Source organism: Gillisia sp. CAL575, assembly GCF_000403785.1.
Classification (GTDB): domain Bacteria; phylum Bacteroidota; class Bacteroidia; order Flavobacteriales; family Flavobacteriaceae; genus Gillisia.
The window spans coordinates 24,126-43,220 of sequence record NZ_APHJ01000017.1 but is presented as its reverse complement, the minus strand read 5'-3'; the positions used below and the strand labels follow the sequence as shown (position 1 = coordinate 43,220).

The 19,095-nt window shown below is 34.9% G+C and carries 15 protein-coding genes; 3 read left to right on the top strand and 12 right to left on the bottom strand.

Translation table 11 applies throughout. From position 1 onward, the window contains the following. Positions 1-2: 2 nt before the first annotated feature. The gene (locus I130_RS00335) at positions 3-4,007 is read right to left on the bottom strand and encodes a hybrid sensor histidine kinase/response regulator transcription factor (protein ID WP_198012019.1); all 4,005 of its coding nucleotides are present in this window, start codon (positions 4,005-4,007) and stop codon (positions 3-5) included. Between the two features lie 191 nt (positions 4,008-4,198). Further along, on the bottom strand, positions 4,199-4,525 hold the full coding sequence (locus I130_RS00330; RefSeq protein WP_034917283.1) for a YegP family protein: 327 nt from the start codon (positions 4,523-4,525) through the stop codon (positions 4,199-4,201). A gap of 261 nt (positions 4,526-4,786) precedes the next feature. Here I130_RS00330 and I130_RS00325 point away from each other — a divergent pair, with 261 nt between their 5' ends. Both I130_RS00325 and I130_RS00320 read left to right on the top strand, forming a co-directional pair. Next, positions 4,787-5,200, top strand: a complete 414-nt coding sequence (locus I130_RS00325) for a hypothetical protein (protein ID WP_034917281.1) — start codon at positions 4,787-4,789, stop codon at positions 5,198-5,200. Beyond that, on the top strand, positions 5,197-5,388 hold the full coding sequence (locus tag I130_RS00320; protein ID WP_034917277.1) for a helix-turn-helix transcriptional regulator: 192 nt from the start codon (positions 5,197-5,199) through the stop codon (positions 5,386-5,388). The genes I130_RS00325 and I130_RS00320 overlap by 4 nt, the downstream gene beginning before the upstream one ends. 154 nt (positions 5,389-5,542) lie before the next feature. Here the strand turns inward: I130_RS00320 and I130_RS00315 are convergent, their stop codons facing one another. After that, positions 5,543-7,642 (bottom strand): alanine/glycine:cation symporter family protein, encoded by a 2,100-nt coding sequence (locus tag I130_RS00315; protein WP_034917272.1) that lies wholly within the window; start codon positions 7,640-7,642, stop codon positions 5,543-5,545. A 411-nt stretch (positions 7,643-8,053) separates the two neighbouring features. Here I130_RS00315 and I130_RS16145 point away from each other — a divergent pair, with 411 nt between their 5' ends. Next, positions 8,054-8,812 carry a response regulator transcription factor gene (locus I130_RS16145; RefSeq protein ID WP_051119565.1) on the top strand — a complete coding sequence of 253 codons (759 nt, stop codon included), beginning with the start codon at positions 8,054-8,056 and terminating at the stop codon, positions 8,810-8,812. 30 nt (positions 8,813-8,842) lie between these two features. Here I130_RS16145 and I130_RS00305 read toward each other — a convergent pair whose 3' ends face one another. The 9 genes from I130_RS00305 to I130_RS00265 form a co-directional block, all read right to left on the bottom strand. Further along, the gene (locus I130_RS00305) at positions 8,843-9,469 is read right to left on the bottom strand and encodes a DUF4403 family protein (RefSeq protein WP_034917269.1); all 627 of its coding nucleotides are present in this window, start codon (positions 9,467-9,469) and stop codon (positions 8,843-8,845) included. A 727-nt stretch (positions 9,470-10,196) separates the two neighbouring features. Next, complete coding sequence (locus tag I130_RS00300; protein ID WP_034917265.1) at positions 10,197-10,532, bottom strand: hypothetical protein; 336 nt, start codon at positions 10,530-10,532, stop codon at positions 10,197-10,199. After that, positions 10,532-11,968, bottom strand: a complete 1,437-nt coding sequence (locus tag I130_RS00295; RefSeq protein ID WP_051119564.1) for a dihydrolipoyl dehydrogenase family protein — start codon at positions 11,966-11,968, stop codon at positions 10,532-10,534. The genes I130_RS00300 and I130_RS00295 overlap by 1 nt, the downstream gene beginning before the upstream one ends. Positions 11,969-12,017: 49 nt before the next feature. Next, positions 12,018-12,713 carry a TIGR04283 family arsenosugar biosynthesis glycosyltransferase gene (locus tag I130_RS00290; RefSeq protein WP_034917260.1) on the bottom strand — a complete coding sequence of 232 codons (696 nt, stop codon included), beginning with the start codon at positions 12,711-12,713 and terminating at the stop codon, positions 12,018-12,020. A gap of 153 nt (positions 12,714-12,866) precedes the next feature. After that, positions 12,867-13,688, bottom strand: coding sequence for a formate/nitrite transporter family protein (locus I130_RS00285; RefSeq protein WP_051119563.1), 822 nt, complete (start codon positions 13,686-13,688; stop codon positions 12,867-12,869). A gap of 11 nt (positions 13,689-13,699) precedes the next feature. Continuing rightward, the gene (locus I130_RS00280; RefSeq protein ID WP_034917256.1) at positions 13,700-15,415 is read right to left on the bottom strand and encodes a GMC family oxidoreductase; all 1,716 of its coding nucleotides are present in this window, start codon (positions 15,413-15,415) and stop codon (positions 13,700-13,702) included. A 4-nt stretch (positions 15,416-15,419) separates the two neighbouring features. Then, positions 15,420-16,787 carry a metallophosphoesterase gene (locus I130_RS00275; RefSeq protein WP_034917251.1) on the bottom strand — a complete coding sequence of 456 codons (1,368 nt, stop codon included), beginning with the start codon at positions 16,785-16,787 and terminating at the stop codon, positions 15,420-15,422. 88 nt (positions 16,788-16,875) lie between these two features. Then, on the bottom strand, positions 16,876-17,301 hold the full coding sequence (locus I130_RS00270) for a DUF6789 family protein (protein WP_034917248.1): 426 nt from the start codon (positions 17,299-17,301) through the stop codon (positions 16,876-16,878). Between the two features lie 48 nt (positions 17,302-17,349). Further along, positions 17,350-19,089, bottom strand: coding sequence for a thiamine pyrophosphate-dependent enzyme (locus I130_RS00265; RefSeq protein WP_034917245.1), 1,740 nt, complete (start codon positions 19,087-19,089; stop codon positions 17,350-17,352). Positions 19,090-19,095 lie beyond the last annotated feature (6 nt).

Here is a 19,095-nt window from a genome sequence, read left to right as displayed (position 1 = left end):
ATCTATTTAGAAGGATCATCTTTTTCCATAATCGTTCCAGGCATATAACCAAAATGCTTTTTATAGGAAGAAAAGAAAATATCTTTATTCTGAAAACCCGCTTGCCTGGCAACTTCAGAAAGATCTGATTCTCCATTACTAATTAGCGATTTAGCATATATTAGTTTGGTTTTATTTATAAAATCTAATGGTGTAAGCCCGCTATATTTTTTTAATTTTAAATAGAAAGAATTACTAGTCATTCCCATAGCTTCGCTTAATTCTTTTACTGTGAAACTACTATCCTGCATATTTTGCTTGATGATATTCTCCAAGTTGTTTATAAACTTATCATCTAAACCGCCCTTTAGCAGATTACTGTTTCGTTCACTTAATTTATTGTTGAAGTAAGGTTGAGAATCCGTAGCATTTAATGTATCTCCCACTTTTTTCAACAATAGCTCAAGATCTACCGGTTTATCAATTAATTGAAGCATTTCCGATTGATTCTCTATGGTTAGTTGCTTCCTGTCTTCATCTGAGATCATCATAAATACAGGCACATTTTGGAGTTCTATGTTCTCATTAAGCGCATTGTAAAGTGTAATTCCATTCATTCCCTGCATATCATAGCTAGAAATAATAGCATTTGGAACTATACTACACGCAACCTCATAAGCCTCTAAGCCATTTTTTGCATCAAAGACTTCGGCTAATTTCTTAAAAGATTCAACAAATTCTTTTCTAAGTTCATCATTATCTTCCACTATCAAGATCCTGATCTCTTCTGAAGTAATCTCTTTTCTTGACTCTATTTCTCGAGAAACACTTTCTACATTTTCAATATTTCTCTCTAGTTTAATAGGCTTAACAATTCTCTTTACTTCAGTTTCTGGTTCTCTTTTAAGTGTTGGCTCGTCTACCAATCCTCTTTCATTATTTTTAGTCTTAAGAGGTTTTGTAACCTCAACTTTAATATGATTTTTTAGGATCAAAGTAAAAGTAGTCCCTTGGTTTTTGCTGCTTTCAAATACTATTGTGCCTCCCAATTTATCTATAAAATCTTTTACATATAACAAATTGATATGCTCTGAGTTCTCTGCAGCCACTCCGCTTCTTGAACTGCTATAATATTCTTTAATCACTTTTTGATCTTCTCTTGGCAGTCCTAAACCATTATCTGCCACCTGTATTTTAAGATCCCTTTTATTGGTACCTATTAGATTAATGATTATTTTCCCCTCATCAAAAGAATATTTTATCGCACTAGAAATCAGGTTGAAAAAGATCTTATTCAAATTATCTGCATCATAATAAAAGAACTCCTGATTCCACTGATTATTTATAATGATCTCCAAATGTTTTTGACGAAGTAGCGGATTAAAATCTTTGACTAAATCTTCAAAATAATGGTTAAGGGAAATTTTAGAAATTACTGGAGTAGCATTTGTCATACTCATTTTAGAAGGCTGAAAATTCAAAATTGGTTCCAACAATTCCTTTAACCTCTTCACAGTATTCTTTAAACGATGTTTTTTATTAGACTCTTCCTCAGCTATAGTATCTAAAGAGGTTAATAATATACTAAGTGGGGTTCCAATTTCCTGATTTAAGTTACTATAAAACTTAGACCTTGCCGCCCTATTAGATCTCTTTTTATAATTTCTGAAGAGGTAAAATGGAATTGCAATTAAGACTAGCAATAAAAGTCCGTAGATCAAATATGCTTCTGTAGATGCCCACCAAGGAGATGCGATATTCATAGAAATTTGTTTCACAGAGCTCCATGGTCCATTTGCCTTTCTAGCTTTAACTAAAAACGTGTAATTTCCAGATGCCAGGTTTGCATAATTCGCTTCATTTTGAGCACTTGGTTCAGACCATTCCTTATCTAAACCTTGTAATTTCCAGGAATACGCCAATTGAGAATAATTTCCAGGGATCATTCCGTAGAATTCTATATGAAAAGAGTTCTGATCTGATTTTAAATTCAAATTCTTGCCTGAGCTAAAATTAGAAAGCGATTTTGTTCCTTCATCTCTAGACCTCACGTCTAAAGAGCCAAACAAGATATTGGGTACAGTTACCAGCTTACTCTTTAATTTATTCGGATTAAAAACACTAACTCCTTTTAGGGTTCCAAAAGCTAATTTATTATCTAGTTGCGCAAAACTACCTCTTGTAAAAACCGCACTCAAGAGGCCGTCATCTTTATCGAAAACACGAATTGTTGGATTATCTTCTATTACAAAATTCACTAGACCCTTATTAGTCCCTGCCCAAATTTCATTTCTACCATAAATCAACAAACCTTGAATCCTATTAGAAGGTAAGCCCGATTTTACATCTATAACCTTAACAGAGCCATTCTCAGGATTATAAACAACAATCCCAGCTCCTTCTGTTGCTAAAACAATTTCGCCTGCTAAGGTTTCGCTAATGGAATTGATATTAAAATAAGGAAGGTTTTTATTATTTGGATCCAATTTCTTTATAGGCTGAAAGGTATTTGATCCCGTATGAATACTGAACACGCCATTCTTACCAGCAGCCATCACATCGCCGTTAGCCAATTGCGCCATCGCACTTATACCTCGCAGAGTGAAACTTTTAATCTCGTTAGTTGGACTAATACGAGTTAAATTGCCGTCTTCACCTCCAGCCCACACATTTTTATTGGTGTCTACCAATAACGCATTCACTTTTTGAAGCCCGGTTTTATTAGATGCATCTGTAGAATATTGTGCTCTTAAAAAAGTATTTATATTAATCTTGTAGACTCCATCGTTGAAAGTTGCAACCCACATATGCATCCCATCTGCTTGTAAATCACGAATAATATCTGGAATATTACTCTGGTACTTAAATGAAAGATTCTTCAAGTGTTGCCAGGAATCAGCACTTCTATTCCAAACACTTAAGCCCTGTCTAGTTCCAAACCAGACATTCCCATTCTTATCTTCTTCTATGGCAGTTGTGAAATTATCGGCAATACTACTATACTTTTTAGGGTCGTGCCTCAAGAATTCAAAGTTGTTCTGCTTTAAATTAATAGAGTTTATAAGTCCCGATTCAGTAGAAACCCAAAGCGTATTATATTTATCCAGATACAATCCATTTAAATTGTTATCAGATAAGGATAGGTTATTATTCTCTTGTTGTAAATAATGAGAGGCAAGTTTCAGGTTTTTATTCAAGATCAGTAATCCATCACCTTTAGAAGCTAGATATACATTCCCCGCTTTATCTAAAGAAATATCTGCGATAGGTTTATTTTGAGCCGAATATGGAAGACTATATATTTTTTCTGGATTGCTAAAATTTTTATCTGTTTTATAAAGACCGTTTTCCTCGGTACCAATTAAGTAATAATCTCCCGTAAAGAGAATGCTTTGAATATTAAAATCTTTATAGCTTAAAAGCGGGATCTTTTTATACTGCCCACTATTCTTATTTAAACTGAACAATCCTTTAGAAGTGCCAAACACGACACGCTGATTCACAGGAGCAATGTCATTCACAGATTGCTTAGAAGGAAATGGCGAAATAAGTACTAATTGATCTCTGGTGAAGTTCCAAATCCCAGTATTAGAGCCTATCCATATATTCCCGAATTCATCTTCTGCGATCTGTTGGACATTCGTTTTAATATTTGCTCTTTCTGAAGGAATACCAACAAAAGTATTTTTTTCCGGAACATAGAGATATAGCCCATTTTCTGAACCTGCCCAGATGCGATTTTGAGAATCTATAAAGAGCGTGTTAATTTGCCCTATATTATCGGGCATGCCTTTAAATTGGTCGTAATATTCTGAAAAGAACGAGTTGTAACGTTGCACATGATCATCTGAAGCAATCCAAAGATTACCAATACTATCTTGCTGAATTTTATTTATTTTTTGAAAACTTCCGTTTACTTCCGTTAGTTTTTCGATTCCTGGTACTTCCTGCGCCATGCAATCACTTATTGCATTCCCCAATAAAATAAGTGAACTAGCAAGAAATATTTTCAATTTAGTGCGCCCCAAATGTTAAATATTTAATATTGTTAATGTTAACAATTTACTGATAAGCCCAGATATAAATTCCTGTTTAGAAGAGAATTAAAACTGATTTATCAAGAGGTTATTAACCAAAAATATGTGAAGATATTTGATGTAAATGAAATGAAAAACCACCAAAAAAAAGGTGGCTTCTATATATTTGGTAAGATTATAAATTAACTATTGTCCTCCACACTTGCATCTGGAGCGTTTTTCATAACTGAAGCAATTCCGTTTTCCATAGCTGCAGAAGAATTATAAGATTCACTAGTACCTATAACTTGGCTATTGGTAGATTTTAAATTAAAACGGTATTTTCCATTCGTGTCTTTTCTTTCAAAATTAGAATCACTTTGTGAGTTCTTTTTAACAGATTCTATTCCATTCTTACAAGAAGGCTTGGCTTTATAACCCTCACTGCTTAAAATTACCTGTCCATTAGATGCTTTTAAATTAAATCTAAATTCACCTGCTTTGTCTTTTTTGATCTCAAATTTTCCCATGATTAAGTTTTAGTGGATTTAAATTTATGAAATTCCTACTCTTTAATCAAAAATTTTTACAGAGATCAAGCCTAAAAGCTCCTTGTCTACTCATAATCTGACTTTATTTAGATAAATTAAAATCAATTCCAGAGTTCTCTTCAAATTTGCAAACATATTCTAAAAGTAAAGTTTTATTTACTTTTTGTAATTAAAACTTTACTTAATTCAATTTTAAGTTTATATTTGTAAAACAAACTTTACATTTAAATATTAATTATTATGAAAGAAAAATCAAAACCGCGAGCAGAGCTCACAAAAAAGAATACTATTAATTTGGCATTATGGACTGGGGCTTGGTTAGTAACTATGGCAATAAGCAGTTTTGGATCTTTATTACTATGGGAAGGAAATAGCCTCCTAAGCGGATTGGCAATTCTAATAAATTTCTTAGTAGGGATAGGAATGATCTTCGCCAATATTAAACATCTTAAAGGTTTAGACGAATTACAACGTAAGATCCAATTAGAAGCTATGGGAATTGCGCTTGGATTAGCTGTAGTGGCTGGACTTGCTTATTCTTCTTTAGATCAAACCAATCTTATTAGTTATAATGCAGAGATCTCCCATTTGGTGATCCTTATTGGGATTACCTATTTTGCTGGAGTATTAATTGGAACTTCAAGATACCGATGAAAAACAAGATAAAAATATTAAGAGCAGAACACGAACTAACTCAACAGCAACTTGCCGAAATGGTTGCTGTTTCAAGACAAACCATCAATGCTATTGAAAAAGGGAAATTTGATCCAAGTTTACCATTAGCCTTTAAAATTTCCAAGTTGTTTAATTTGAGTATTGAGGAAATTTTTCAGAATGAATAGGTGGTCTATCTATCTCTTTGGCTTCAAAAATTTATAAACTAAAAAGCCCTTTCAGAGAACTGAAAGGGTTTTTTGATATATTGCTTACTCTCAAGTTATTATTGTCCTTATATGAATTCTAAAGAAAAAGGCTTGAATGATCCTTTTACAGTAATTATTCTTCAGATTTCAGGAATTTTGGATTGATAAATAATTCCCCATCTTTTAATTTCTGCCAGTAAATTTTCATATCGGCATTTATTTCAGGAGCCATTATATACAATCCAATTATATTTGGAAAAGACATAGCCAAGATCATCATATCAGCAAAGCTTAGCACTGCTCCCAAACTTACCGAAGCGCCCAATACCACAAAACCTAAATATAAAACTTTATAGATCAGTTCTATCTTTTTACTCTTTCCGAAGAGAAAGGTCCAAGAGCGCATCCCGTAATAAGACCAAGAAACCATGGTAGAAAAGGCGAATAAAAATACAGCGACCGCTAAAACTGTAGGAAACCAGGAAACTACACTTCCAAAAGCATCAGAGGTGAGTTCTACTCCACCCAAACCGCTATTTACTTCATGCATTCCCGTAAATATCAATACCAAGGCCGTCATTGTACAAACCAACATCGTATCTATGAAAGGTTCAACCAAAGAAGTAAAACCGTCTGCAATAGGGTTATTAGTTTTGGCAGCACTATGGGCAATCGCCGCAGAACCAACTCCCGCTTCACTAGAGAAAGCTGCACGTTGTAAACCTATAATAAGCACACCAATGAATCCACCTTTTAATGCTTCAGCAGAAAATGCACCATCAACAATTGCCATAAAAGCTCCACCAAGAAATTCTATATGATATCCTATCACCACTAAACATCCAAGTACGTATAGAATGGCCATAACAGGAACCACCCTCGCAGTGACTTTAGCAATAGTTTTAATTCCCCCTATAATTACTGCACCTACCAGCATAGCAAACCCAATTCCGAACCAGAATCCTTGGCCTTGTAAAATGGGAATTTGTTCAGATACTATTTTAAAAGCTTGATTAGACTGCAACATATTACCGCCACCAAATGAGGCTCCAACTCCAAGAACCGCAAAAAGAATTGCCAGAAATTTCCCTAAATGCTTAAGATTTCGTTTTTCTAAACCATATCTCAAATAATTCATAGGCCCACCAAAAATCCGACCTTCTTCATCTATGAATCTATATTTTACTCCCAAAGTGCATTCGGCAAACTTCAAAGACATCCCAAAAAATCCGGCTAGAAACATCCAAAAAGTAGCTCCAGCACCACCCAGAGAAATTGCAACTGCTACACCTGCAATATTTCCTAATCCTACAGTGGCAGAAACAGCAGTTGCCATAGCTTGAAAATGCGTTATTGTTCCAGGAGCATCGGGATCATCATACTTTCCCCTTGCCAAATCTATAGAATGTTTAAATCCACGAATATTTACAAACTTTAAGCGGATCGTAAAGAAAATACTTCCAAGAATAAGCCAGATAACAATGAAAGGAATGTTATTGGTTTTGGTATCTCCATTTGGATACAAAAGAGGCTGAGGCTTTTCAAAGATAATTTTCGCCAAGAGCGGAACCTTGAAAGCGCCGGTTTCGGGAATACTTGAAATTGTAACCCCTTCCTTAGATATATGCTCTAAAGTACCATCGGCTAAAGCATAAACAGATAATTCTTCGCTTTGATTATTTTCCAATAAAGCAATTTCCTCACCATCCTCTACTTGCATACCATCTGCAACCAACCACTTTTTTAATTGATATTCCTCGTCTATGATCACTTTACGTTTTGGAAGCGGAATATTTCTATGAGAAGTATAAACCACTGGATCATATATTCCCAGAGTGGCAAATGCATCCCAAAAAAGAACTGCTCCAAGTATATCTACTGCGGGTTGTACTTTACTGTTGAAAATTTCGGTAATTGATTTTGCTGGGATGGTAAATTTCTCTGAAACAATATTGCCATTGGCATCACTTATGACAACAGAATGTTCCATCCCCTCGATTAAACCAGTAGATTTTCTCACATCTAATGGAGTATTTACATTGGTCCATTTGTATTTATAAGGAGCAACTCCACCTTCAACTTCAACTTTTGCAACAGCATTATTAATTTCAGAAGATGGATTGAATAGCTCTAAGTTGACCGTCATATCCCCAGCAGATGGAACTTGGGCTATAGAATTAGTTAAGGTAATTAGTAATAAGGCTAAAAGAGAAAAATGCTTTAATTTTATCATGTAATAATTTAAATATTCGAATTTTTTTTGTGAAAAACACAATATAAGTGATAAGCTTAAGTCTTCCCAAGATTATCAAGGTATTTTTTCTAAAAGAGAATCATCTATCTTCAATAAAGACTGCTTAATTGAACTATTTATAAAAGAGATGAAAAATTATTCACATATAATTTGAGTTTGATAATTGCGATACATTCACTTATCATTATTTTAAAAAGAAGGATGTAAATGCTTTTATAAATATTTTAGAAGATAAAAATTTAGCTAATTCTCAATTTTAATAGAAATCATTTCGAATTTAACTTGATTGGTTGCTAATTTTTGATAAGTTTACTATTGCCCTGATAATATTACTGCTCAAGAAATCCAATATTTTCAATAGTTTGGCCATATAGGCTTAAAAATAAGACAATGAAAGTTTACGAAAGTGACCTACTCTCAATTCATTATGAGAAAAAGAACAATTGCTTTGTGCAATTCTGGAAAGAATCTCCTGAATCTCCTGAAGATCTAAAAAATGAGTTTCTCATTTTTACCGACTTCTGTAAAGAATATAAACCCTCCAATACCTTATGGCTTCAGGAAAATTTTTGCTTCCCTATAACTTATGAAATATACAATTGGATTGAGGAGCATGTGAATATTCCCTGCGTAGAAAATGGAAATAAAAAAGTTGCCTTTGTAGTAGGGAAAGATGTATTGGTGCATTTAAGCGTTATGAATTCTTTTAAGGAAGGAAAATCTATTATATCTCCATTACACTTTGCTACGGAAAAAGAAGCTAGAATTTGGATGACCGAAACCAAAACAAATCCAACAACTAATACTAAAATTACTATCCTGTTTGAAGGGGTAGATGAAGAAGGGAACTCAATCATTAAAATAAAAAGACCATCTAGTGATATTTCTAATACCATAAAATCTTTTGGCGCTCTTATTGAAGAAAATAATTTTATTAAAACAAATATCTCCAAGTTCACTCAACTAACTAAACGGGAAAAAGAAATTCTGGTTATTTTTTCCAAAGGAATGAGACATCAGGAAGTGGCAGACGAATTATTTATTTCAGTTCAAACGCTCCGGAAACATTGGAAAAACATAAAAAATAAACTAGAAATAAAGTCCTTAGTAGACGTAATTTTGTACGTAAATGCTTTTGACATGGAATAAAGCTAGAAAGTTGAAATTTCTAAGATGCACCTACAACTCTAGTTTTTCTAATTCTATAAGTCCTGTACCAAGAACCGAAACCGAAATACACAATTCTTTCTCACCCGCCCTTAGATTGGAAATTTCTACTTTATCTATGGATCCCAATAAGTTTACTCCAGCTTTTGCCTCTAACTTATTTTCTAATTCCAGATTTAAGGCTGTAACTTTTTCCTTTAAAAGTGGCATTAAATCATAATGCATTTTCTTTTTAAGTTTACTATACATCCAATTATTCACCACAGTTTCCAATAATCTATCTGCAAACCTATTTTGTGTTTTACCATCTATCTCAAAATCTTTAAGAGAAACTTGTTGAAGTTCTTTATCCAATTCCAGAGCTGCATGAAAAAATATTTTAACCTCTCTGTTCTTGAAAAGATTGGTGAGCGTCCTTAAAGTTATATTTAAAAGTAGATCAAATCCTTCCAAATTACTTTTTTCTATAGAAACATCTAACACCATTGCATAGTTAGATTTTTCACCCTGCTTATTTTCATTAGATAGGATCTTCCCTACCAGTTTTCCTCCTAAATATTTCTCTAAGATCTTATAACCAATTATAACTGGTATAGTGATGCTTATATTTTTATCTATAAAATTATCCTTATCTATCATACTCTTCATCTTTAAAATCAAATTCCAGACCTAATTTCAATAATTCTTCACATAGTAATTCAAATATCCAAAAACTAAATAGATTGTGACTAAAAAAGTTTTAAAGGAAGTTAAAGAATGTTTTCAGTAAACTAAGCTTTCACCAAAATGATATATATGCAAATTCCTAGATCCATAATTCTGATTGTCTATTTTCTTCTGAAAATCTATTCTTAAGATCATCAATCAGAAAATTTATTTCGCCGAATAAAGAATGTGTGAAAAATAAAAACCTTCCAGCGAACTGAAAGGTTTTAATATTAATCCGATAATTTTTATTAGATAAGACTCAAGTATTTCTACCCTACATTGAAATAACTTGAATTATACCCATTACCGAAAAAACGGGAAAACTAAGTTAAGTCCAAAAGGCGGGATATGAAATACCCAAAATGGGGTATATTTAAGGTGTATTTTGCAACCTCAGCAATAATAAGCTATTTTTTCACTCCTAAAAACCGAATCACTTCAGATTTTCACTGATAAAAATCTCCCTAAGAGAGTTTTACAAATTATTATTATAAGATTATAAATTAAAGTTGAAGTTGAAGAAAATAACATTTCTAAATTTCTTGGACTACCCTAAAATTATCCTAATTGCGCTTTAGCAAAAGCCTAAAAAATCACAATACTAACAATATTCAAAAATTACACAAGATACTCTATGCACAGAAAGCAGATTTGGGAATCATCGGTCAGTTTGATTTTTTGTTTTTTTTCTTATTTTTTTAACAGTTGAATAAATACCGTATAATACCATTATGCCAATAAAAAAATACACCCAAAGAGGAATATTTCTTCCAGCAACTAAGAGGTACAAATAAGCCGAAATAAAAAACAGTCCGGTAAGCAGTGTAGGAAATACAAATGATTTTTTATTCCTAATTCTTTTAATTGTCCAGGATAGAGAGAGGAAGAAAAAAGGGATAGCACCCAAGTAGATTCCACCAAAAATAAATGGATTGACATTGTATTTTTCTCCAAGGCTTAAAAACCAGTCTTTAAAAATTTCAAACCATTCCATCAGTTAAAAATTTTATATGCGATTTGTATTAATTTTTTCAATCGGGGAGAAATCATTTTTTGCTTATGTTTTACAATTAGCTGTTGATTAACTCTTGATGCCACGGGATACGGATAAATTTTATCGAAAATTTCTTGTGTAGATAAGCCTGATATATTTGCAAGGATCAACTCCTGTATCATTTCTCCCGCATTCGGAGCAACCATTGTCCCCCCGAGAATCTTTTCTTTTTTTAAAAAATTGCCTTTGCTTATATAAAGTATCATCCGGCCGAATTGATATTGATCTGTGATTGCCCTATCATCCGCATTGAACGAGTGTTCAAGTTTCTCATATGCAATTTTCTTCTGTTGTAATTGTTTTTCATTAAGTCCGAAAGTAGCTATTTCAGGATCGGTGAATGTGACCCAAGACATATGATCGTTGTTTAATTTTTTTTTGAATGGGGAAAGAAAGTTATTAACCAAAATCCGGGCATGAAATTCTGCCGCATGAGAAAACATCAAATCACCAACGACATCACCACATACATAAACATTTTTGTTCGTGGTCTGCAGATATTTATTGGAAAGAATTTTCCCTTCTTTAATGTTAATTCCTGCATTTTGTAGATGCAAGGAATCTAAAGGTAATTCACGTCCGATGCCGACAAAAACAGCGTCAAAATTTATATTTCTGATTACTCCGTCTTTTAATTTTATGTTGGCCGTTTCAGCTGAAGTAAAACGCTCCACTTCGGCATTAAGCATAATTTCGATTCCCTCCTGCTGGAGTTGCTGCAAAAGAACGGAAGTGACTTGCAGATCATCATGCTCTAGGATGGTATTGCCGTGTTGTACAACAGTGACTTTTGTACCGAGACTATTAAAAGCTTGTGCTAATTCGATTCCGATGGGACCTCCACCGATAAACAAGATATTTACAGGTAAATTTTCAATTGAAAAAACATTATTGTTTGTGTAATATTTTACATTTTTTATGCCAGGTAGATCTAGTATTCGAGGTTTTGATCCGGTTGCGATAACGATATTCTTTGCCTTGTATTTGATGTTATTGACAGTTACTTCTTTTTTGCCCGTGAATTTTGCTTCACCTAATGCAATACTAACTCCTTGCTCACGCAGCTCCGCGGCATTTTCATGTTTACGAATAATCTCCTGCCTTTGGGTAATGTAGTCCGTAGCTTTTTTTAGATCAGGTTTTCCGTTGAGATGCATCCCGAACGCTTCAGCCTTTTTTGCTTGACGGATTATTTTTGCTACATGAATTAATGCTTTGCTGGGAACACAGCCATCATTTAAGCATTCCCCACCAATTTGGTGATCAGTTTTTGCAATCATCAAGACTTTAAAGCCAAGCGTATTCATAGTCAGGCCTACACTTAGCCCTGCTGACCCTGCGCCGATTACTATTATATCATATTTTTCAATGCCCATAATGTTGTCATTTTAAGTTTATTGTTCTTTTTCTTTAGAGCAATTCATATTATAATTTGTGGTTTTTAATCAGTTTTTGACGAATTTCTATTAATTTTTCCTGGGAATAACCTAGATAATAGAGTGACCAAATAAGAAAGAAAATGCTCTGCATCCTATAAACACCGTTGTATTGGTATTTTCTTGCCAAAGTGGTAACATAATCATCAATGACTTCAAATTTTCCAAACTTTTTAAGGCGACTGACGATTTCTTGGTCTTCCATCATCAACAGGTCTTCCCGAAAACCGCTGGCCTTTTGAAATATTTCTTTCGTAACAAACAAGCTTTGGTCACCAAAACGAAAGGCGTTCAAGTTAAACCGGGTGAACCATGCATTAGCGTTTAGGAACCAGTGATCAGAATCAAACTGCAGTCGGAAGCATCCGCTTTTCGCACCCTTATTAAAGGCTTCGAAAATCCCTGAAGTAAAATCATGAGGCGGAATACTGTCGGCGTGCAAAAAATAAAGAATATCGTGTTTCGCTACTAATGCCCCCATATTCATTTGTGCTGCACGGCCTTTGTATTTGCTATGTATTACAGAAGCTCCGTATTTATTAGCCGTATTTATAGTATCGTCCGTACTGCCTCCGTCTACCACAATGATTTCTACATCATAATTGCGATTGGCCACATGTATTTTGCTTATGGTTTGTGCAATCTGTTCGGCCTCATTATAGGTCGGGATGATAATGCTTAACATGGCGTTGGTTTTTAAAATATCTTAAATTTTCTAAACGCTTCCTATAATTCGTATCCTATAGGACTTTGAAGAGCTGTCCAGTCAAAAAATATTGGTAATTTTTGTCAGTTCGGTTTCCAAAAACACATAGCTGTATTCTTTTAATGTTGCATTTTAACTTTGATGGTCAATTGGATCCTTCTTTCGTGATATTGCAAACCATAATGGAAGAGCCACCAAGAAAATTCCGCCTAATATATTCCCAATAGCTGCTGGTAATAGATTCCACATTGCGGCATCATACCACCCCGGGCCGTTACCAGTAGGCATTATCAATGAAAAATATCCCATATTTGCGGGACTGTGCTGAAAATTAGCAGCTACAAAAACGGAAACTGCTAAAAATATTGGAATATATTTTCCTATAATTGTTTTCCCCATTAGCGCGATTGTCGCTGCAATACCTACCAGCATATTCCCGAACATTCCAGATACGACTGCTTGCAACCAGCTTGTTGATGTATGCACATCATAATAGTGCATTTTCTTATGAATTAGATGGGAAAGAGTTTCATTAAACTCCGGTGGATATTCGTGCGCAAAATTGATCAATGCTCCAGTAATAAGTGCGCCAATGATATTCCCAACAATGGCTATACTCCAAAATTTGAACGCACCCATTATCATTTGTTTAGATGTGCAACTCAATATAGAAGCAGGTAGTACCACATTAGTTTCAGAAAACAAAAGTGACCCTGTCATTATAACCATAAAAAAACCAACTGAAAATCCAAAACCTTGAAGTAATAATGAAATACCAAGGGTTTCTACCCCAGCTGAAATCAAAATTGAAAAAAGCGCACCGAACGTAATAAACATCCCAGCCAAAACAGACAGTATAAGCGCCTTAAGAGGAGATAATTTTAATGTATTCGAGATAGTTTCTCTACTCATTTCTGAAACTACATCTTGAATATTTAAAAATCGATTTTTCATGGAGATGGTATTTAAGGTGTCTTAATAGTTCCAAATTCTTCCATTTGAGGAATTACAGTTTCCATCGAGCGTTCAGCAAAAGCCAGAATGGTTAATGCGGGATTGGGCCCAAGGGAACAGGGTAATATGGAACCATCCAAGATTAAAAAATTTTCATATCCAAAAACTCTTCCGTAGCTATCTACAACTCCAGATAATTCATTTTTTCCCATCGAACAGCCTCCCATACTGTGAGGTACTTCAACTATTTTTAATGTTTTGGCGATAACATTTGGCATAAAATAACTGTTAGCTTCTTTGCTGAATATTTTTCCCCACTTTTCTAAGTATGTTACGTACGCATCATTATCGGCTAAATTGATGTCAATGATTGCTTTATTCTCTTTATCAAGTTTAAAACTTCCCACGGCATCGTCTCGACCCATCATTAACAGCGGAATTGGCCACGTCCTTTCAATGAGTTCAACTATAGGAACATATTTCCCCGTAGAATCCACAACCTTACTTATTTTTTTATAACTGCTTGGTTTATATGTTCCCATCAGGCTCGTCGCTATGGCTGCAGATGCTTTTAATGGCGTAGGATAGCGACCTCCTTCAATGTACATCCCTTGCGGGCTACCATCTCGATGTTTAAATTTAATGTAATCACTGTTGGTAGTTCCCGTATCAGGTTTTTGTTTTTTGCCAGAAATAGCCCAACCCAAAAGATAGGCAGCAATGCCCGGAATTGTGACCGACGATTTGGAAATACTTAAACCGACAACTGCTGTAATTAAACCTACCCAAGAAAGAAGTAAGCCTTTTTTTGGAACTAAAAAAGTGACGTAATCTCCGTTTGAAAAATAAGTTGTGCCTAACTTCTCAGATATATTTAGTAATGTTTTATGTACATATTTATTTTGAAGCAATAATGCAGTAGTTCCTATAGTTCCTGCTCCACACACTAAAACCTCACAACTTATTTTCCCGGTTGATTGAGATTCTTTGCGTGGGTCTTTCCAATGTACCAAATAGCCACTTTCTGGGAGTGCTTCAATTTTTGTCACTTCACGAAACTCGTGAATTATAGTTCCATTTTTTTCTGCTTGGAACAGATAATTCTTGTCCAAAGTATTTTTGACATCAATTTCTCCACCTAATATTTTTTGTTCATCTGGATCCGAATAACGCTGTTTTGCACCATATTTATTTGTAAAAGTCGCACCGGGTTTGCCATCTTTTGGCGCATAAGAAATTGCTAATAAAATATCTCCTTGCTTCTCCACCATTTCTGGATATTTCGCCTGCATTTTTTTTTCTGCCTTGCGAAAAATTTGGTAAGATGGCAGATTATTATAAGGTGGATAATCTGGATATTTCATAGCATCCATCATACCTTCGGCACGCTCATAAAATGGGGTCATTTCTGAAACTGTTATATCGCTCGGGAAATCATCAAAAAAATCCCGTCGCTTTAATGTTCCTGCATAAACGTGAGAGCCGCCGCCAACACCTGCGCCAAGCCAAGGAATAACATTTTTTCCCCGTTTTTGAAAATCATTCATTCCATAGCGACCTTTGTCTGGCTGCCAAAACATATCATCATCGGCTTCAAAATTTTCTCTGGTGATGCGGCCACCGCGCTCCAATATAGTTACTTTCTTACCTGCTTCAGAAAAACGAAGGGCAGCAACAGATGCTCCAAAACCCGACCCAATAATAAGTACCTCTGTATCTCTTTTCATGACTTTAGTTTCTTCTCAATGCAATCTCTGATTCTAACTTATTCTTAAATGTTTCCCACAACGGACTTAATTTGTTTTCCTGATAAATCTTTTGCTCTATCGCTTTTCCAAAATCAGTCATAGTTTTATCATCAGCCGTTTCAACCTTGAAAATTGTTTTATCTCCTGTTTCAAAATCCATAAAAACACGAAGTGATTGAACATCATTATTTTGGTCTATCAAAACAATGGATGCGCCGTGTTTAGGACTGGTTTGTGGAGGTAGCACCCAACCGCCAGTATTGGTTATTTTAAGTTTTCCAAAAATTTCAGACGCTGTTATTTTCTCGAAAGGTTTATGAGTATGACCCCAAACGAACTGTAGAGGTTGATCTGTCCATCCATTTTCTTTGAGCGTACTCTTACAAAACTTATTAAAATAGGCTAGTAAGTTTTGCATAGTTTCATCAGAGCACGTAACTCCACCCTTATAGCGTTCGCCTCTAACTCTGTCGGATATACTACTCAGCAAACGTTTGGCCAAAAACTTTTCCATCCAATGAAAAGGTAAATAAGGGAAATCAACATTTTTAGCAATATTATTTGCTAGTTGATCCTTTTGTTTTTCTAATTCCTCTTTATTACTTAAAGTGTGCATTAATTTTTCAAAATAGGTTCCTGCTTCCCCACTTCTACCTAATTGACTAAATGCAAAATCGATCCAAGCACCGTTTTGTAATTCTAAATTCCCAGTCCCTTCGGGTGATTTTAATTCTGGATACAACGCCTGCAAAGATTTTGAAATAAAATGGTAGGTGTTTTCAGCAAAATGTCCGTGATGAAATAAGATAAAAGGCGTGTCATTTGTGGGTGCCGGAAGTAAAAAATTAGGATAGAAGACTTTCAACTCTGTGGGAGAGATTTCCTCCTTTTTCATAAAAGATTCTAAAAGATTACTTTTTAATCCGTCCGCGTATAATGAACCTGTTGCTGCTGTCCTTTCCGGAAATTTGGAATCTGCCGTTCTATCTAATAATTTTTGCTGATAATCATCTTCCATCGTCAATTGCCAGATATGATGATCGTGGTTCCCCGGAATATAAATTACCTTATCACAAATTTTATTTTGAACAGTCATTGCTTTCACAAAATGATGAAAAGCACTTAAACTTTCGGGATAGGTGCTAAAAGCTAAACCTAAAATGTCCCCATTAAGGACCAGTTTTGGAAGCTCATGATTTCCGTTGAAATGATATAGCAAATCTGCCATGCAATCACTAAAAGCTTCCAACAATTCGTTTGAACCATTCTTATTTTGAGTGAATAAACTGTCTTCTTCACCCAAATGAAGATCGGAAATTACGATATACTTTAGCTGATGCTTTTGCGACATATTATCCAACTTTAAGTGAAAGATTTTATGAGAGATAATTCATATTTCAATAAAAAAAATAATTCCAGCTCCTCCTATCTTACTTTTATTATTTGCGATCTATAATCCAAACCGCCACAATTCCAAATAGAATATGACCCATAACTAAACCCAATAATGACAATAGCATATCCCCAGAAGGTTCTGGCATTGAATCGAACATTTTGCTCATAAGCGTCATACTCACTTTTGCAATAACAGCTGCTATGATTCCAAAAATAACACCCTTCAATAAAATCGAACTTATTTTTGTGAGCATTCCGCTAATTATGTAGGCGTAAATTAAGGCAAAGATAATACCTATCATAAAGTGCATAATCCAGCCTATTACCACAGAAACTCCCATAGTAGTAGCTAACAGTTGTGGTGGATCCATTTTAGGCATTCCTAATTTTGCAGCAATCATCATAAGAATAGTCATCGCAATCGTTGCTACAATTCCTGCTAAAACACTTTTCAAAAATTTGTTGTCCATAATACTCAGTTTTTAGTTAATTATTAAATTTATTAGTTTCAATTTTTTTTAATCAAACCATGCATTTAATTCTTTCTTCAAATTCTCCCATTGTCCTTTATCACCAGTGATAACCTGAAGCACCTCTTTAGCTTTAGAAGTTCCAAAACCCAAAATTTGCTTCATTCCAATGTGCGGAGGTAAGGATAGTTCCCCACTATTTACAACGGCATCAATAATAAAAGGCTTCTTACTATTTTTTGCCATAAGGATTGCCTGTTCAATATCTTCGGCTTTTTCAACTCTAACTCCTTCCCCTCCACAGAGTTTTGCATATTCAGCAAAATTCACGTTTTGCTGACATAAGGCATCAATTGCCGGCGCTAGTCCTACCTGTTCCATTTCTAGCTTAACGAAACCTAGTTGGCCATTGTTTAAAACTAAAATTTTGACTGGTAAATCATAACGCACTGCGGTAATAAAATCCTGCATTGCCATATTAAACGCCCCATCGCCCGATATAGACCATACTTCCCGCTTAGGAAAAGCAAATTGAGCACCCATGGCGGATGGTAAACCAACGGCCATAGAACCGTGATTGAAGGAACCAATTATCCTGCGTTGTGAATGAAATGAAATATGATTAGCTGCCCAAATTGCGGAGGTACCTGTTTCTACTGTAAAAATGGCATCGTTGGAAGCATGTTCATTAATAAAACGTGCGAAAATTTGTGGATGAAGTGGCTGAATGTCCCTTTCTGGTGATGCTTCAGTTAATTTTTCTTCGCGATATTTCTTAAAACTATCCGTTAATTTATCTACGAAATCTGTGTCTGTTTTTTCCTCAACTTTTGGAAGTAAGCTTTCCACAAAACTCTTTACATCCCCATGTACTCCAAGATTTACGGCGGTTCGGTTACCAATATTCTCTGCACGAACATCCACTTGAATTGTATCTGTCTTATGCGGTAAAAATTCGATATATGGAAAATCTGTTGCTAACATCAACAATAAATCGCATTTCATCACTCCTTGATATCCTGACGGGTTCCCTATAAGACCCGTAAGACCAACAACATTATCGGTATCATGATCAAAGATGTCTGCTGCTTTTAAAGTATGTGTAATTGGAGCTTTCAATTTTTTAGCCAAAGCCAATACTTCTTCCCGCGATTCACGGCAACCGTGACCTGCTAAAATAGCGATTCGTCCTGCCTTGTTTATCATTTCTGCAGCGAGATTTACCTGCCGCGTGCTTGCCATTAATGTTGCTTCAGATTTAACCATAGGATGGATAAATTCCTGATTTTCTGCTTCCATTTCAGCAACATCTGCTGGTAGTTCAATCCTACAAACAGTTTGTTGATTAATTGCGATTTTTATAGCCCGCTGTATAATCTGAGGTGCTTCTTCGGGTGTTTTAATGATTGCCTGATATTCGCAAACATCGTCGTATACCTTTTTTAGATCCACCTCCTGAAAATAGTTGGTTCCCTGCAATGCTCTGGGAATTTGTCCGGTTATGGCTAGTACGGGAGTTCTTTCCTTTTTAGCGTTGTACAATCCATTTATAAGGTGCAAAGCTCCCGGCCCTACCGTTCCTGCACATACTGCAAGATTGCCTGTAGTTTCACTTTCGCCAAACGCAGCGAAAGATGCATTGCCTTCATGCTTAAATGCACGCCAGTTTACTTTATCGCTTTTTTCAATTGCTTTGACAAAAAAATTAAGTGCATCGCCAGTAACACCATGGACATTTGTCACTCCTGCATCTGTAAGAATTTGTAATAATTGTTCTGAAACGTTCATTTAATG

Bases quoted from the DNA above. Each gene is read 5' to 3' on its own strand.
- I130_RS00300 (WP_034917265.1), bottom strand. From the start codon at position 10,532: ATGGAATGGTTTGAAATTTTTAAAGACTGGTTTTTAAGCCTTGGAGAA.
- I130_RS00290 (WP_034917260.1), bottom strand. From the start codon at position 12,713: ATGTTAAGCATTATCATCCCGACCTATAATGAGGCCGAACAGATTGCA.
- I130_RS00265 (WP_034917245.1), bottom strand. From the start codon at position 19,089: ATGAACGTTTCAGAACAATTATTACAAATTCTTACAGATGCAGGAGTG.
- I130_RS00270 (WP_034917248.1), bottom strand. From the start codon at position 17,301: ATGGACAACAAATTTTTGAAAAGTGTTTTAGCAGGAATTGTAGCAACG.
- I130_RS00275 (WP_034917251.1), bottom strand. From the start codon at position 16,787: ATGTCGCAAAAGCATCAGCTAAAGTATATCGTAATTTCCGATCTTCAT.
- I130_RS00315 (WP_034917272.1), bottom strand. From the start codon at position 7,642: ATGATAAAATTAAAGCATTTTTCTCTTTTAGCCTTATTACTAATTACC.
- I130_RS00325 (WP_034917281.1), top strand. From the start codon at position 4,787: ATGAAAGAAAAATCAAAACCGCGAGCAGAGCTCACAAAAAAGAATACT.
- I130_RS00280 (WP_034917256.1), bottom strand. From the start codon at position 15,415: ATGAAAAGAGATACAGAGGTACTTATTATTGGGTCGGGTTTTGGAGCA.
- I130_RS00320 (WP_034917277.1), top strand. From the start codon at position 5,197: ATGAAAAACAAGATAAAAATATTAAGAGCAGAACACGAACTAACTCAA.
- I130_RS00330 (WP_034917283.1), bottom strand. From the start codon at position 4,525: ATGGGAAAATTTGAGATCAAAAAAGACAAAGCAGGTGAATTTAGATTT.
- I130_RS00285 (WP_051119563.1), bottom strand. From the start codon at position 13,688: ATGAAAAATCGATTTTTAAATATTCAAGATGTAGTTTCAGAAATGAGT.
- I130_RS16145 (WP_051119565.1), top strand. From the start codon at position 8,054: ATGAAAGTTTACGAAAGTGACCTACTCTCAATTCATTATGAGAAAAAG.
- I130_RS00305 (WP_034917269.1), bottom strand. From the start codon at position 9,469: ATGATAGATAAGGATAATTTTATAGATAAAAATATAAGCATCACTATA.
- I130_RS00295 (WP_051119564.1), bottom strand. From the start codon at position 11,968: ATGGGCATTGAAAAATATGATATAATAGTAATCGGCGCAGGGTCAGCA.